This is a genomic window from Microcoleus sp. T3_B1 (genome assembly GCF_036700445.1).
In the GTDB taxonomy this organism is placed as follows: Bacteria; Cyanobacteriota; Cyanobacteriia; order Cyanobacteriales; family Microcoleaceae; genus Microcoleus.
This window is the reverse complement of record NZ_JAUBOX010000012.1, coordinates 1-16,490: the sequence shown is the minus strand read 5'-3', so window position 1 is coordinate 16,490 and position 16,490 is coordinate 1. Positions and strand designations below refer to the sequence as shown.

Genomic DNA, 16,490 nt, shown 5'->3' with positions numbered 1-16,490 from the left:
AACTCTACTTTTGACAGTAAAAATTGCTAATTACTTGCTAATTAATGAATCAAGCAACGGGTGTCATCTTCTGTCTTGCCTACATTTTGGGATTGATTTCTACAGCGGTTTCTTGGGGTAGATACGCGATACTTGCTTTGGGAATAGCGGTAGCGATCGCCCTGCCGAAATTGTTGCGAAAATATACTAAAAATTCTGTCCAAGTTACTAAGAAAAGACGCAGCAGACAAAAAGAAAATGCTCTTGAAGCACCCTTAGATGCGAGGGAAGAGTTGAGTTTGTTGGAGATGCTGCCGCGAGGGAAATGGGTGTGGGCAGTTGCGGGTTTGGTGGCATTTCTAGCTAGCGTTTATTTTGCAGTTCGATCGCCCCAACCAGCAATAGATGACATCAGCAAACTGATTCCGGCGGTTGGAAACACTCAAGAAGTGGCGGTGACAGTTCGCGGTAGAGTTGCCAGTACGCCTCGATTGACTCGATCGGGTCGATCGCAATTTTGGCTAGAAACAGATTTAGTTAGCGAAATCAACGGCGGCGAGGGAGGAGTAGTTGTCAACCGCCCAGTATCCGGCAAACTCTACGTTACAGTGCCCCTGCTGCAAGCAACTGGCTTGTACGCCGACAATACGATCGCAGTTGTGGGTTCCTTGTACAAACCGCAGCCGCCGTCGAATCCGGGGGCTTTTGATTTTCAAAAATATTTAGCCAGAGAAGGGGCTTTTGTCGGACTCAAAGGCCGTCAAATTGACTGGAGGAGAGAAAATGCGATCGCGGATGTAAATCGAGTTAACAGCCAAGCGGCTGCTTTCTGGGAGTCAAGCGGGATGCAGCCATCGAAAATTCAAGCGATGCGGCAGCGGATCGTGCGATCGCAACTATCGCAGTTAAATGTTCCAGAAGGGCCCTTGATCAGTGCGATCGCCCTCGGCAAACAAGCAGTAGATTTACCTTACAACATCCGCGACTCTTTTGTGCAGGCTGGAGTGGCCCACGCGATCGCAGCTTCCGGCACTCAAGTTTCGATGGTTTTGGCTTTAGTTCTAGCTTTAACCAGGCGTTTTTCCAAACAATTACAATTTAGCTTTGGCGTCGGTGCTTTATTTTTCCTCGTGGGATTAACCGGCTTTGAAGCTTCAGTATGCCGCGCCGCTTTAATGGGATTGGGAACACTATTTGCTTTGGTGCTGAACCGCCAAGTTAAGCCGCTGGGATTGCTGTTAATTGCTGCTACTATTTTACTGCTGGTTAACCCTTTGTGGATTTGGGATTTAGGTTTCCAACTGAGTTTTTTGGCAACTTTGGGGTTAATCGTGACAACGCCGCCGCTGATGGCAAAGTTGGAATGGATGCCGCCCGCGATCGCTTCGATTGTTGTGGTTCCGATTGCAGCTTCAATTTGGGTCCTGCCGCTGCTACTTTACGTTTTTAGTGTGGTATCACCTTACAGCATTTTAGTCAATATTATTGCGGCTCCTTTGCTGTGGATTTTGAGTATTGGGGGGATGGTTAGCGCTTTAGCTGGATTGATTTTTCCGCCCGCTGGCAGTATTTTAGCGCAACTGCTGGACTATCCGGCAAAGGGGTTAATTGCGATCGCCCAATATTTCTCGCAATTACCCGGTAATTCGGTAGCTGTCGGTCAAGTATCGGTGTTTCAGCTAATCGCGCTTTACAGTTTAATTTGCTGGGTTTGGATCGGGGGAAGTTCGGCAACGGATTCTGTAACGGATGTAACGGATAGAAGGAGGAAGGAAGAAAAAAGACGGAAGCCGGAAGCAGTCAGAGGAAAAAACCAGGAAAAGGGGAAAGGGAAGAAGGCGAAAAGCAGAGTTATTGCACTGCCGATTTTTTCTGCGGCTTGGATTTTACCGCTGGCGCTGGTGGCGGGAATAAGTATCATAGTTTTGCCAGCTTGGCACGTTCAATCATCTTTATTTCAAGTTACTTTGCTGGCGACATCTGGTGAGCCTGTTTTAGTAATTCAAGATAGGGGAAAAGTGGCGCTAATTAATAGCGGTGATGAAAATACCGTAAGGTTTACAGTGTTGCCTTTTTTGCAGAAGCAAGGAGTTAATTCTGTGAATTTTGCGATCGCCACTCACGGTCATTTAGGTTTGAGCAGTGGTTGGGGAAAATTACTAGAACGCTTGCCAATTAAAACATTTTATGATAATAATGCTCCCAAACAAATTCACCGTGGCAACAATCAGGAATTTATAACGGCTGTGCAATCTCGCCAAGGCGTTTACATTCCTTTAGAAACTAGCAGTACAGTTGATCTGGGTTCGACGCGGTTGCAGTTCGTGAATGCGGAGATTCCGGTGGTAGAATTCCTGGTGGGAAATCGAACTTGGTTGCTCGTCGGTGAAATGACACCGGAAGCGCAAAAAAAATTGGCAGCAACGGGAACCTTGAAGCCGGCTCAAGTGCTGTGGTGGTCAGGAAAAGCCCTGACGGCCGAGTTATTGGGCGCGGTTGGGCCACAAGTGGCGATCGCCTCTGCTGACGAAATCGACCCAGAAACCGCAGCCCAACTGCGCCAAACCAAAACCCAGATATTCTGGACAGGGCGCGACGGAGCCCTCCAGTGGACTCCTGCAGGGGGATTTAAGACCACTTTGGAATCTGAAGAAAATCAAACTTCTTTTTTATAAAGATTTACAATCTGGCGCACTGTGCGGTAAAATACTTTTAGCTCACATCTCAAATCAATTGGAGAGGTGGCAGAGCGGTTGAATGCGGTAGACTCGAAATCTACTTTAGGGGTGACTCTAACGTGGGTTCAAATCCCACCCTCTCCGTACATCTCAGCGTCAAGCGTCAAGCGCGCACCTTATTAACCTAGGGTGCGCGCACCTTATCATATTATGAAATTCAACTCCCCAATCTCAGTAGCATGATAGCTGCTTTCATTTCGGTAAGGTAGAGGCTGAAAAACTCAAGGGAACTCTTAACTCAAAACCGGGCACAAAAAAAGCGAAGAGAGTTGGTAAAGCGGGCGGTTGCAAACCGCTGTCTCAATCACCAATAAGGTGCGGGCGGAGGATGGGGGAATTAGTCGAGATTCTTTGTTTCCCTAGTCCATAGTCGCTAGTTCCGAGCACGAAAACCCCTAGGCTGTTGCTCGTTCCCCGTGTCCCGTTTCCTGTTTCTGCTAATAACGGAACTGGTAATTGCGACGCGGCACTAATTGCGTTACAGCCCTATTACGAAATGCTCACGCCGGAATAGAAATCACAAACTCCGAACCCTGGCCCAAAGAAGAATTCACGAGTAACGTACCTCCATGTTTTTCCACAACAATTTGGTGGGCTATAGACAATCCTAATCCAGTTCCTTGACCCACCGACTTGGTAGTGAATAAGTGGTTAAAGATGTTTTCCTTGACTTCGCCTGACATCCCCACTCCATTATCCTTAATGCGAATCAAAACCTGATTTTGGTCTTCGCTCAGAGCAGTTTGAACCGTGATTTGATTAGGTAGGGCTTTAATTTCCTTAAAACTGCGCTCCTTATTTGACTCCTCCAGAGCGTCAATGGCATTAGCCAGTACGTTCATAAATACCTGGTTTAACTGGCCGGGAAAGCATTTCACTAGGGGCAAGTTACCATACTCTTTCACAACTTCAATGGCAGGGCGGAACTCGCTGGCTTTTAAACGGTGCTTGAGAATTAGCAGAGTGCTTTCGAGTCCATCGTGAATATTGAAAGAAACTGGTCGATCGCTATCAGCCCTCGAAAACGTTCTCAAACTTATACTGATATTGCGGATGCGATCGACTCCTTCCTTCATCGAGCCAATCAATTTAGGCAAATCTTCTCGCAAATACTCCAAGTCCATATCTTCAATTTCTGTTTCAATTTCCCCTCCCGGATTGGGAAATTTTTCTTGATACAAATCAATCAAATTGAATAAATCCCCCACGTATTCTTGAGCCGGTTGCAAGTTTCCCGCGATAAAGCCTACGGGATTGTTAATTTCGTGGGCTACACCGGCGACTAAATTTCCCAAAGCAGACATCTTCTCACCCTGCACCAATTGCAGTTGCATCTGTTTGAGATCGTGGATAGACTGCTCTAGTTTTTGGGCATATTCCTGGGATTGTTGATACAGTCGGGCGTTTTGTAAGGAAATTGCTGCTTGGGAGCACAGGATGTTGAGGATGGCGACGCGATCGCCCGTGAATACCCCTGTGGCTAAATTATTTTCCAAATACAAAATCCCCATCATTTTCCCTCGCTCGCTGATCGGAGTGCAAAGCACGCTCTGAGGTTGCTGTTGGACTATGTAGGGGTCAGATGCAAATCTTGGTTGATTGCTAGCATCATCAAAAATAAGGGTTTCTTTTGTACGTTTGACGTAGTTGATTAGGGTGAGAGGAATTACTTCGCTCTCCTCAACCGGAATAGATTGCAGAAGGCAGTCTTGACGGTTTGTGCAGTGGACGTTTATCCTCCAGTTTCCCTCTTCATTCAAAATTAATGCTCCGGTTTGCGCTCCGGCATTCTTCACCACCACTTGCATGAGCGTAGTGAGCAATTGATCGAGTTTAATTTCGCTAGATAGAGCTTGAGAAGCTTTGATAACGGTCGGCAAATCTACTAAGCCCCAACTGCTGGTGCTACCGATAATTGTTCTATTCGTGTTAGATAGGGATGATTCACTATGGGTCGATGTGTGAATTGTTTCGCTCGGATTCTGGCGAGTTCGCTCCTGTTGCAGGATCACAGCAAGCAATTGGGGGTAGCGCTGTTCTAGATGGTCAATCTTTGCTTTTGCTCCCCAACGAGCGTAAGCATAGTAAGCATCAATTAAATATGGTTTTGCCAGTTTTTCTTTGCCCCATTCTAAGTAGAATTTGGCAGCGAGTTCGTGAGCAAGTGCTTCCTCGTTGAGGTATTCGTTTTCTTGGGCGAGGGCAATAGCCTTGTCGTACATCTCGACCGCTTCTATTTTTTGGTTTAAAACGCGATGCCGTTCTGCCTCTACTAGATAGAATTTATGCAGATGATTCATGGGGGCATGATTCGCCCACTTTTGCATTTTTTCTTGGTTAGCTTGTACTCTGTCAAGAATGCCCTGTTGTTCAGACTGGGGAGTGTCAGAATACACTGCCAACCGCACCAAAGAATCGTAGAAATGGAAGATGGCAACAGTTATCAGCCCTGAAGCTGCGCTCAAATAACTTTCTATTTGAGCGCTACTTTTAAAAGCTTCCGGGTAATTTTCAAACAGATAACAAAGCACAAGTTGATGCAAGTATAAGTAATGAATCCCTAGGTAGTTATTGGTTCCCTGATACAGTTGCAACATTGTCTCTTCGTCGTAGGCTTCTCCCTTTAAATGGCATGGGTCTGGCGATCTTCCTATCAAGTTCAAAACGGCTTGCCAACAAATTTTCTGATAAGAAAGTGGGGCTTCTTGGTGAATTTTACTAACGGCATCTGCGTAGGTTGCTATTTCTGGTTCGAGTTGCGTTAGTTGCTTGCCAACAAAATACGAGTAATAACTGTAGTGAAAGATAGCATAACCAGCAAATTCTAACTCTCCGGTTTCCAGCCCACAAGTATAATCTGACAGCAAAGGTTTTAAACTATTTCTGAAGTGTTCTTTCCAAGGTTGAATACAAGAATGCACCATTGCGGATGTCTTGGCTTGGATTTCTTTGGCATTCAACTTTGACAATAGACGTAAAGCCAGTTGACCGAACTGATAGCCCCGCTCAATATCTCCCATGCCACAGAGAAGAAAACTATATATGACAAAAGCATAGGGAGACAAAGAAGCATTGCCATATTGGACAGATAAATTGACCTGTTTGCAAACTACCAAAGGCGCGAGTGGCGGCAGCGCTAGGTAGGCAGGAGTAAATAGGCTTGACAGAATCGTTATAGTTGCTATTTGTTGAGGATCTGTCATCAGAGGGAGATCAATTAAGTCCTCAGTTCCCTTTCCGCTCAAAATTGACGCGGTTTCTCCTAGTGCCTGTCCAATATCAGATAAATTTGGCTCGGAGGGAAACTCTACCCCCAACTGCTTTAAGACTGGCAACCCTGTATTCAGCGCTTCCTGTAGCTTATTTTGCGCCATATAAGCTTGAATTTGGACTTCATATAGCTTCACTTTGTCCCCTAGCGTTTTGGCGCCGTTTTCCACGACAGATGCTAATTTTTCCATCTGGTCAAAATCACCATTTAGATATGCCGCTGCTGCTGCTTCTGTATACAGCGCTAATGTTAGTTCGTATTGACTATGCCAACTATTTTCTGTCAGTAATTCCTGGCCAACCTTGAAATCTTCAACCGCAGCAGCATAAGCGGTAGCAGCTTTGGCTTTCTTTCCAGCAACCAGATTCAATCGTGCTAATTGTTCCCGTTCTGCCTCCTGGGTAATTAGCTCAACTCCCACATTTAAGTGATTGACAATATCAAAAATTCTTTCTTCTCGATCGGCTTCTGGCGTATTCTTTAATAAGAGTTGACCAATTTTTAAGTGAGTAGAACGCTTTTGGTCCTCAGGAATGAGGGAATAAGCTGCTTGTTGAACGCGATCGTGTAAAAAATTATATTTGGGTAATTGATCCTGGGTAATTAGTAATTGGTCAGATTTCTTGATATTACCGATTACCGATTCGCTATTTCCCTCTGGCTGATAAAACTTATAAACTTCGCTAATGGGTAAAATTAGCCCGTCTTGTAGTGCCTTCCATAAAGCCGATGCGGTTTCTGTTGGCGAATTTTCATCAACAATTGCTAACGTCGCCAAATCGAACTGATTGCCAATACAAGCAGCTAACTTTAAAATTTCCTGGGTCTGGGCTGGCAACTTTCGCAACTGAAGTGCCATAAATTCTACAACATCATCTGTTAGTGCCAAGGTTCGCACTCTAGCAATATCGCACTGCCAATACCGAGCGTCAAAATTAAATTCAATTAGCCCATCTTCATGCAAAGATTTGAGGAATTGGGTGCTGAAAAATGGATTGCCTTGGGTTTTCTGATAAACGAGTTCTGTCAAAGGCTGAGCCAACGCTGTAGAACAAGCTAGAGTATCGGCAACTAAACAATTTACGTCGGCTCGCTCAAGTGGTGCTAAGGTAATAGTATTCACCTTTGCTTCAGTTTTTTGAATTTCTGCTAACGTCAGCATCAATGGATGTGCGGGAAAAACTTCGTTATCCCGATAAGCTCCAATTAATAAGAGATAGCGGTTATCAACGTCGCTCATCAGCAGTTGAATTAATTTTAACGATGCTGAGTCTGCCCATTGCAAATCGTCCAAGAAAATCACTACAGGATGGTCTTTTGTTGTGAAGACTTGAATGAATTTTTCAAATAACAAATTGAAGCGATTTTGACCAGCACTTCCCGAAAGTTCGGGGACGGGCGCTTGCTGTCCGATAATACGTTCGAGTTCAGGAATGACTTCAACTATCACCTGAGCATTCTCGCCCAAAGCCGCCAAAATTTCCAACTTCCATTGTTCAAGTTTAGCATCGGTTTCCGATAGCAGTTGTCCCATTAAATCGCGAAAAGCTTGGACAAATACTGTAAAGGGAAGGGTGCGTTGAAATTGGTCGAATTTTCCTTTAATAAAGTAGCCTCGCTGTCTCACAATTGGTTTGTGAACTTCGTTAACGACAGCGGTTTTGCCAATGCCTGAGAAACCGGCAACGAGCATCATTTCGGTGCTTCCGGCACTGACGCGCTCGAAGGCCGATAGCAGGGAGAATACTTCGCTTTCTCTACCGTACAACTTTTCTGGGATGATGAAGCGATCGCACAAATCTCGCTGTCCTAATTTAAAGGATGCAATCTCTCCCTTTTCTCTCCACTGCTGCCAACAAGTTTCTAAGTCGTACTTGAGTCCTAGGGCGCTTTGATAGCGGTCTTCCGCATTCTTCGCCATCAGTTTACCAACTATCTCAGACAGTACCGGAGGAACTGCTGGGTGGAGTTCATGGACGGGAATAGGTTGCTTTGCCAGGTGGCAGTGTACCCAATCCATTGGATCGTCTGTTTGGAATGGTAACTTTCCTGTTAGTAATTCGTAGAATGTGACTCCCAGAGAGTAGAAATCTGTGCGGTAATCAATGCCTCGGTTCATTCGCCCAGTTTGTTCGGGAGATATGTAGGGTAAAGTGCCTTCTAGGACATTGGGATTTTGAATTTCTTGGGTTTCGCGCGGCAGCAGGGAAGCGATGCTCAAATCAATCAGCTTGACTTCTTTACTGGTGGGGTTAATGAGAATGTTGGCGGGCTTGAGGTCTTTATGGATGACGTGGTGGCGATGAAGTCCGTCAAGGGCGTTGGCAATTTGAATTGCCATAGGAAGAAACTCGTTAACTGGCAAGCCTTCTAGGGTTTCGTTGCTATCGGATGCTAGACTAGCAAGGTAGCTACATAAGGAAATTCCGCCAAAGTCTTCCATCACCAAAGCATAGCGGTTATGATAGCTCTCCAGGCTGTATGCCTTGACAGTGCCGGGGATATTTAAGTTTTTAGCAATGACGTATTGGTTGCGGAAGTGAACCAGTTCGTTGAAGCTGGGAAAGTCATTTCGCAGTAGTTTGATCGCGACGGGTTGCTGATCACAAGAGCGAATACCACGATAAACTAGAGTTCGATTGCCTGCGTATATTTCCTCGTTAATGTGATATCCTAGAAAAAAATTTGTGATGTTAGTCATATCTACGTATTCCTACTGCTTCTGTCAAGTCTGAAGCTTCTGAGAGTTACTATCTACTATTTTCGCTTGCTCTGCTTTAGTATTCAGTGAATTACATTTTTCTTAATATATTTGGGAGAGAGAGTTATGAAAGCAAGAGTTTAAAACAATACTTGAATTGTTTATGTAAGAGCTGTTGATACTGGAGTTAAGACTCAGTAGAAAATGAAGGAGGCTAATGCTCCTTGAACGACAGCAGTTGAAAGAAGAGGAATTTAAGAGGCTAATCAGGTACTTAAGAGTATTTTTAAAACCGATGCTTGTATGCGATCGCCTATTAAATCTAATGTCGAGTTTAGCTCAGAATTTAATCTCATCAGTACAATTCGGGCGACTCTGCATTTAAAGCAGGAAGCAGAGGAAATCTAGTTTGTGCGCTCGATGGCGGATCGGTAGGGAGTCATAGGCTCCAAGCCGAATTATTTGTCCTGATGCAACAACAAGCTGCCCCACTTTAATAAGTGAATCAGGCATTTAATGCCAAAATTCAGAAGCCAACTGTGGAATTAGCCCAAGTCAATTATATTTTGCCACTCACATACTTACCAATTACCAATTACCAATTACCCCTTTGATTGTTTCACTTCCAATACCTGCGCCAGTGAAACAAATTCTCCCATAAATTGCGCGAAAAAGTATTGCTACCCAAGCGCTGCGACTCCCAAAGAGCCGCAGTTTGACCGTTAATTGCCGAAAAACTCGACCAAATATAAGGAAGTTGGGCGATCGCCTCAACCTTCATCCCGTGACGCACAGCCAAAGCGATCGCGTGAATCAACTCAGCAGCTTGCGGCCCCACAATACTCGCTCCCAACATCTCACCATTGCGACGCCCGACAATCTTACAAAAACCAGTTGTATCCCCGGACATTTGAGCTCTTTCAACATTCTTGAAATATTCCCGACAAACAATGAGATCGTCTCCAAAACGGCGCCTTGCTTGCGCTTCAGTCAAGCCAACCCTCGCCAACTGCGGATCGGAAAAAATCGCCCAAGGAATCCCGCGATAATCTATTTGAAACAGCGGCAAAAACAAAGCATTTTTCACAGCAACCGCAGCTTCGTAATTAGCGATGTGAGGGAACGGATAACCCCCAGCAACATCGCCGATCGCATAAATGCGGCGATTAGTTGTTTGCAGCTTTTCATTTAAAATCACCCCGCGAGCGCTGTATTTAACCTTAGCCGCTTCGAGATTTAACGATGAAAAATTGTGCCCTCTACCGGCGGCTAGAAAAATCTCCTCAGCTTCGATCGCTCTTGGCCCAGCTTGAATCCACTTTTTACCCTCAATCACCCTAGCTTGAGTCACCTCAGTAGCAGTCAGAATCCGCACTCCTTCAGCTTCCATTCCAGCTTGCACCAAACCAGCAGCCTCCCGGTCTTCTTTAGCCAAAATGTGCGAACTTTTCACCACCAAAGTGACAGCAACCCCCAGGCGAGCAAAAGTCTGAGCCACTTCGACACCGCTGGGATCGGCACCGATTACAGCCAAACTTTTAGGCAACTGGGGAAGTTTTGCTAATTCCCCGACAGTTTCCGAAGTAAAAAATCCAGCAGACGAAAGTCCTTCAATATTGGGAATCGCCGGCAGAGTTGGACAAGCTAGCAAATAACAGAGCGATCGCAATTTCCGCCCACCTGCAACAAAAGCCAAATCCGGTTTCGCAACAAACTCGCCGCTGCCAAAAATAACATCGACCCCGCGAGCAGCCAAAACGCCGAGATCATCAATTTCTGACAAATTAGAAACAACACCGTCGGCCCACTTCAGAACCCCCTCAAACCCCAATTTGATCGGAATGGAGGAATTAGCGACTTCCCAGCGAAGCCCCAATTGCTGACGGCTGATCTGCTGGGCAAAACGAGCAGCCTCCCTCAAAGTTTGGCTGTATCTCAAACCAAGGTCGATCGACTCTTTTTCCCCAGTCGGCAAATCTTGGGAATTACTTAGCGGTTCCACCAAAGCAACGCGGGCCGGGAAATTAGTTGCAGTCAAAGCAGCATAACGTCCGGCCGGAGTTCCACCAATAATCACTAAATCATAGTCAAGCATAAATAAAGAAGTCAATCGATTTTAGATTTTAGATTTTAGATTTTAGATTAAAGAATTGAAGCATTGACCACGGATAAATTCGGGGGGCAACTTTCATCGGATACAGGTTTTTTATTTCTGGACGGATGAATCCGGGGGCTTGTATCCTGGATGCTTTCGGTCAGTAGTCAGTAGTCATTAGTCATTAGTTAGTAGTTTAGGACGATCGGCGCGCGGGGTCATAAACCCGGTTTCTTCCTAGATACTTCGCTGTAAAACCCAAGATTTATCATAGAAACCGGGTTTCTTGGGGATGTCCGCTCAAACGACCAATAAAATCAGTTTGTCAACTTTTATTGGTTGTTAACAGTCAACCGTCAACTGTCAACTGTCAACTGACAACCGTCAACTGTCAACCGTCAACTGTCAACTGTCAACTGACAACCGTCAACTGTCAACTGTCAACTGACTAATGACTTCTTTAAGTCCAGCAATCAGCCGCAGATTGTCCGCCTTGGAGCGCACAGCCACCCGAAAAAACCGATCGCCCAACTCAGGAAAACTCAAACAATCCCGAATCAAAATCCGGTGTCGTTCCAACAGACTTTTTTGAATAGAAGAAACCGACATCGACGACTCAACCAACAAGAAATTAGCCGCCCCGGCAAAAGGCTGCAAACCCGGCAAATTAGCCAAACCCTCAAATAGTTCTCGGCGAGCAACAGGCAGCCAATCCCAAGTTTGCCGCTCAAAAACAGTATCTCGCACCACAGCAGCAGCAGCAGCAGCAGCCAAAGCATTCACAGGCCAAGGATCGCGCAGTAACTGCCAGCGGCGGAGAATATCGGGATGGGCGATCGCACAGCCCAACCGCAGTCCCGGCAGAGAATAGAATTTAGTGAGCGATCGTAAAATCACCAAATTCGGAAACTCCTCAACAGCATCGATCAAAGTTTCCTGCTCAGAAGGCGGTAGAAAGTCCATAAAGGCCTCATCCACCACCACCATAGCTAACTGCTTCAAATAAGGCAAAATCGCCTCCCTACCAAACAGCAAACCCGTAGGATTGTGCGGGTTGTTCAGGAGCAAACCTCGTCTATCGGCATCGAGAGCAAGAGGAACCGGGAGACGCAAAGAAGGGGAGACAAGGGAACGGTTAGAAACCGACAAATCATCCGTTACTAACCGGCTTCCAGCCTCCGCGTCCAACGATTTCAGATCCAACTGAGATGTTGCAGCATTCTCAATTACTTGTTTAGGAACAGGCAAGATGCCTGTTCCACAAAATTCATCTCTTGTGGAATGGGCATCTTGCCCGTTCTTGACAATGGTGCAAGATTTAAGATCCAAAGGACATTTGAGAACCTGCGCCCCGAAAGCCGAAAGAGCCCGCCAGTAATCGCCAAAAGCCGGAGTCACCAAATAAGTCGCCTCCAGCTTCGACAAATCCCAAGCCGCCCAAGTCAACAATTCTGCCGAACCATTCCCCGGCAAAATCCAATCCCGGTCAACCTTCAAAGCCTCCCCCAAAGCAGTCCTGAGCTCCCCATAATCCGGGTCTGGGTAAGCCGTCAGACTGCTCAAGTGTGATTGAATCGCAGCCAGGGCCGACTCAGGAGGGCCCAAAGGACTGATACTCGCAGAAAAATCAAGAATAGCAGAGGCAGGGCAGCCTGCCAGTGCGGCTGCCCAAGCTAAATTCCCACCGTGTACAGGTCTAATCAAGACTCAGTTCGCCAGCTATTCCGCGTTTTTCGGCGGTGCAACTCTGTCCTTAAACAACTTCCCTGCGGAAAATGCAGGAACTCTGGTTGCCGGGATTTCCATCTTGTCGCCAGTTTTGGGATTGCGACCCTCGCGGGCCTTGCGTTCCCGCGACTCAAACGAGCCAAAACCGACCAGCGTCACCTTGTCGCCATCGGAGACAGCTTCCATGATTGCTTCGAGGGCGGCACTCAAAACAGCATCTGCCTGTTTTTTCGTCACGCTAGCCTTTTCCGCGACTGCATCAACCAATTCACCTTTGTTCATTGCGAACTCCTTCTGGATTTGCAAAATTACGTTAAACAGAGTTAGTTCAACTATTAGCTGTGAGTTATCAACTGGATTGAGGTGTGGATTGGGAGGTTTGGGTGGTTCCCGATTGCTCCCGTCCGCTTCCCCGAATCACAACTCCTGCTGAATACCAATTACCCTAGGATAATTGGTCAGAGAAGGAATTTTTGTTTCTAACTGCTGAAAACCCCACAGCATCTAATTTTCACTGCATTATTCTAAAGTCTTGCCGACCGTTATGGATCGGTGGAACCTTTAATTTATATGCAACTTGCTAATTTTTGTAATTAATCCCAAAATTTAGGTAAAAAAATACCACCTTCGAGAGAAGATTTCTCGCCTCGGTGGATTTGAAAGCATAAAAAAAGAAGAAATAGAAGGAATAAAATGTAATTTGTCAAGGGCTAAAGGAAAAGTTTTTTCCTTCTTCCTTCTTTCTTTCCCATCTTTCTTTCCCCGGTGGGCAGGGCTGTTTCATTCTCCCGAAACCCGCCAGGGGTTGAAACCCCTGGCTAATAGCGAAAGTCGTCTGAAGACGACTGAAAGAGTGATTGATAGTCCTTTTGCATGGGACTAATGAGTTCTTTAGTCCTCTTTGAGAGGACTTTCGCTTTGAGGCAGGGGTTTCAACCCCTGTCGGACTGTCGGACTGTCGGACTGTCGGACTGTCGGACTCAGGGGAAAGAGCATGGAAAGTTGACAGCAAGGCATTTTTCCTTTGTTCCTACTGTCTCGGCTGGACGGGCTGACTGCGCTGCAACAGTTGGCGCGCGTCGGGACTGATGTTGTTTTGGTAGCCAAAGTTCGATCGATCGCTATCATCCAAAATCTGCGGCGTCAGCAATACAATCACTTCCGCCCGCTCGTTGATCTTATTAGTGCTCCTGAACAGCGAACCGATAATCGGCAAATCTCCTAAAATCGGAATCTTCGTCGCTGTAACCCGGTCTTGGTCGCGGATAATCCCCGATAAAATCAAAGTCTGACCGTCCCGCAGGCGAATTAGCCCCGACTGCAAAGAGCGCTCAGCCAGCAGGGTGATACTGTTATTTTCTCCTGCGCCAGTGCTCAGGGGTCGAGACGGGCCGATCGCACTGACGATTGGGTTGACTCGCAGAGAGACAAAACCGTTATCGTCGATGCGATCGATCGCCACTCCCAAGCGCAAACCTGCCTGGCCTTTTTCTGCCGTCACCGTTCTGGTAGTTTGACCTGCTGTTGTCTGCGATTCCGATCGAATGTTAGTAATCACTTCTTCGGTGATATTCACATTCGCCGTTTCCCCTTCTTGGACAACCAGAGTCGGGTCAGTCAGGATTTTGGCATTCTGGCTGGTAATACTGGCCTGCAGGTTAGACAGAAAACGTCTTGGATATTGGAACAGCGGGAACTGACCAAAAAGCGCACTTCCCGAAGTGGTTGCCGAGCCTGGATCGTAATCCGTAATTCCAACTCGCGTGGGGTCATTAGTCACTGGGGCTGTCGGCTGGAGGAACACACCTTTGGTGGGGGGTAGACCTGGACCTAGAGATTGACCTGTCAAGGGCACGATACGCCGGCCGTTCGCATCGTAGAAAGGAGTATCCCTGAATTCTTGGGGAATGTCTCGGTTCTCAATAATCGGCCGATTAGCTATCCCAGTAGTTACAGCGTCGGTATCGGGCGGATTAATACCACCAAAATTGACGATCGCCGCCCCGCCGTCATTGACAAAGAAACTGTCATTAATCCCGAAAGAGAAGCTAGTATTTGTTCTGTTGTCTCCCGACAAGTTGATATCGATCACCTTGACGTTGACAGCTACTTGACGGCGGCGCAAATCTAGCTGTGTCAAGAAAGCCACAGCCATGTCAACTTTGCGCGGGTCGCCCACCAAAGTGATGGAATTGAGCCGAGAATCCGCCAGCACCGAAAGTCCCCTCAGCAAGAGCGGCCCGGTGCCTTCCCTAGCGCCGATCGCCTTAATGTCGGGTTCCCTAATTTCCACATCCCGCGCCGCATTTCCCTGGCCGACGCTTTGAATAGTCACCCGAGTAATCGGCAGTTGAGTTTCCGCGCCTTGAGCGCTCAAAAAGTTAGCTGCATCCGTAGACCGAACTTGATTGAGCCGCAGAGTCCGAATGATAATATTGCGCGAGTCGATCGGCAAGCTAGTCCCTACAAAAATCGTCCGCCCCTGGCGGTTAGCTTGCAGCCCGCTGAGCCGCAGCACGTAATTAAAGACATCTTGCACCGACTCATTTTCGATGTCCAAAGAAATCTTCGGCCCTTCATCTGACCCGGAGGCTCCTGGCTGACCAGGCACTGCGGGCTGGCCCGGTTGAGCAGGGGCCCCGCCACCTGTAAAAGCAATGTTCAAGCCTGCAGCGCGCGCCAGCAGAGCCAAAACGTCCCGGACTGGGGCATCCCGCAGCACCAAGCGGGGGATGCGTTCTCCCGAACTCAGCTCAATATTTCCGACGCCAGGGGCGATGTTAGACACTGCGATATCTCCCAAGGGCGGCGCCACGGCCCGCGGCAGGAAAGGCGCTGCCTGATTTGTCTGGGATTGTATTTCGCTGGGGAGGGGGGGGCGATCGTTTCTGGTAACAGTAACTTCTGGATTTGGCAGCAGCACGCCTGGGTTTTGCGAGGTGCGGACTTGGGGAGTCGGCGGGGGAGCTGTTTGGCTCAGCGGCAGTCCCGGAGGCGGCGGGGGTGGAGTTTGGGCAGACTGTGCTGTGCCACCCTGTCCGGCAACGCTGAGGACGATGCTTTGGCCTTGTCCCGGAACAATTTGTCCGTTGGGAACTCCGTTGGTGCCGGCTACCACAACGCGGATGCTGTTAGCCTCTACCTGGGTGATTTCTACGGAAGAAATTCCCGGAGCGGGGTTATCTTGACGGAAGCTGTTGCCTTGTGGTAAGCGGAGCTGGGTGTTGATAATTGTGGCTTGGTAAGTATTGCCGTTATTGATGGCGAAAACTTGCGGGCGATCGCCCTTTTCTGTCGCCATAACAATATTTACGCCATTATTACCTTGACTTATTTGCACTCCTGTGACTTGAGTCGGCACTGCCAAGACGGGGGCTTGGGCGATCAGAACTCCTGCAACGCTGCATAAGAGTCCTCCACTTAACCGTAGATGCTGTTTCACGTTCTCTCCTCAACTACACTTTGTTATTTATTTGTTGTTCGCAGTCTTTTGTCGCTAGCTGCTAAACTGACTAAAATATTCAAGGGCTCGATCCTTTTTGAAGGAAGAATTTATGCCCTTTTCGATTTTCTATTTTCGATAGGGAATAACTGATGACATCAGGGTTAGAAACTATCCTACAGCAATCCTCGCATCATTTGTGTACTTCTTACTCCCTCCCCTTTGTAAGGGGATGGTTGGGGTGGGGTAAAAAATTTACGACTCCTGCAAGGATTGCTACACAGTTCCATTACTTTGAGAAACTGGTATTAGAAGAAATTAGGTTTTAGAGCAAATTGTTGAGTGCCATATAAAAAATATTTTTGTGGCCTTCATGATTTTTTGACTTATACCTTCAATCTTCAAAATTCCACCTTCTGCCTTCTCCTTTCTTGTGAAAGAGCAAGTTGGGAACAATAGCTAATATAGCGGTTCTCAAAAAAGTGAGGTATGCCCTATGCCCTATGCCCTATGCCCTATGCCCTATGCCCTATGCC

Annotated in this window: 6 protein-coding genes and 1 tRNA gene; 2 read left to right on the top strand and 5 right to left on the bottom strand. The window is 47.1% G+C overall.

Features of this window, described 5'->3' with window-relative positions; genetic code table 11:
* Positions 1 to 44: 44 nt before the first annotated feature.
* Positions 45 to 2,654, top strand: a complete 2,610-nt coding sequence (locus QT990_RS08955) for a ComEC/Rec2 family competence protein (protein WP_333140058.1) — start codon at positions 45 to 47, stop codon at positions 2,652 to 2,654.
* Positions 2,655 to 2,714: 60 nt separating this feature from the next.
* Positions 2,715 to 2,801 (top strand) — tRNA-Ser (locus QT990_RS08950).
* A gap of 416 nt (positions 2,802 to 3,217) precedes the next feature.
* On the opposite strand, the gene QT990_RS08945 is transcribed toward QT990_RS08950, so the two are convergent.
* The 5 genes from QT990_RS08945 to QT990_RS08925 form a co-directional block, all read right to left on the bottom strand.
* Positions 3,218 to 8,689: an AAA family ATPase gene (locus QT990_RS08945; protein WP_333140060.1), complete on the bottom strand. Its 5,472-nt coding sequence runs from the start codon at positions 8,687 to 8,689 to the stop codon at positions 3,218 to 3,220.
* Positions 8,690 to 9,308: 619 nt separating this feature from the next.
* Complete coding sequence (locus tag QT990_RS08940; RefSeq protein WP_333300246.1) at positions 9,309 to 10,784, bottom strand: NAD(P)/FAD-dependent oxidoreductase; 1,476 nt, start codon at positions 10,782 to 10,784, stop codon at positions 9,309 to 9,311.
* Positions 10,785 to 11,210: 426 nt separating this feature from the next.
* Positions 11,211 to 12,488 carry a threonine-phosphate decarboxylase gene (locus QT990_RS08935; protein ID WP_333140064.1) on the bottom strand — a complete coding sequence of 426 codons (1,278 nt, stop codon included), beginning with the start codon at positions 12,486 to 12,488 and terminating at the stop codon, positions 11,211 to 11,213.
* A gap of 15 nt (positions 12,489 to 12,503) precedes the next feature.
* The gene (locus QT990_RS08930) at positions 12,504 to 12,812 is read right to left on the bottom strand and encodes an HU family DNA-binding protein (protein WP_278187376.1); all 309 of its coding nucleotides are present in this window, start codon (positions 12,810 to 12,812) and stop codon (positions 12,504 to 12,506) included.
* Positions 12,813 to 13,542: 730 nt separating this feature from the next.
* On the bottom strand, positions 13,543 to 15,954 hold the full coding sequence (locus tag QT990_RS08925; RefSeq protein ID WP_333140066.1) for an AMIN domain-containing protein: 2,412 nt from the start codon (positions 15,952 to 15,954) through the stop codon (positions 13,543 to 13,545).
* Between the last annotated feature and the right edge of the window lie 536 nt (positions 15,955 to 16,490).

Bases quoted from the DNA above. Each gene is read 5' to 3' on its own strand.
- QT990_RS08955 (WP_333140058.1), top strand. From the start codon at position 45: ATGAATCAAGCAACGGGTGTCATCTTCTGTCTTGCCTACATTTTGGGA.
- QT990_RS08945 (WP_333140060.1), bottom strand. From the start codon at position 8,689: ATGACTAACATCACAAATTTTTTTCTAGGATATCACATTAACGAGGAA.
- QT990_RS08940 (WP_333300246.1), bottom strand. From the start codon at position 10,784: ATGCTTGACTATGATTTAGTGATTATTGGTGGAACTCCGGCCGGACGT.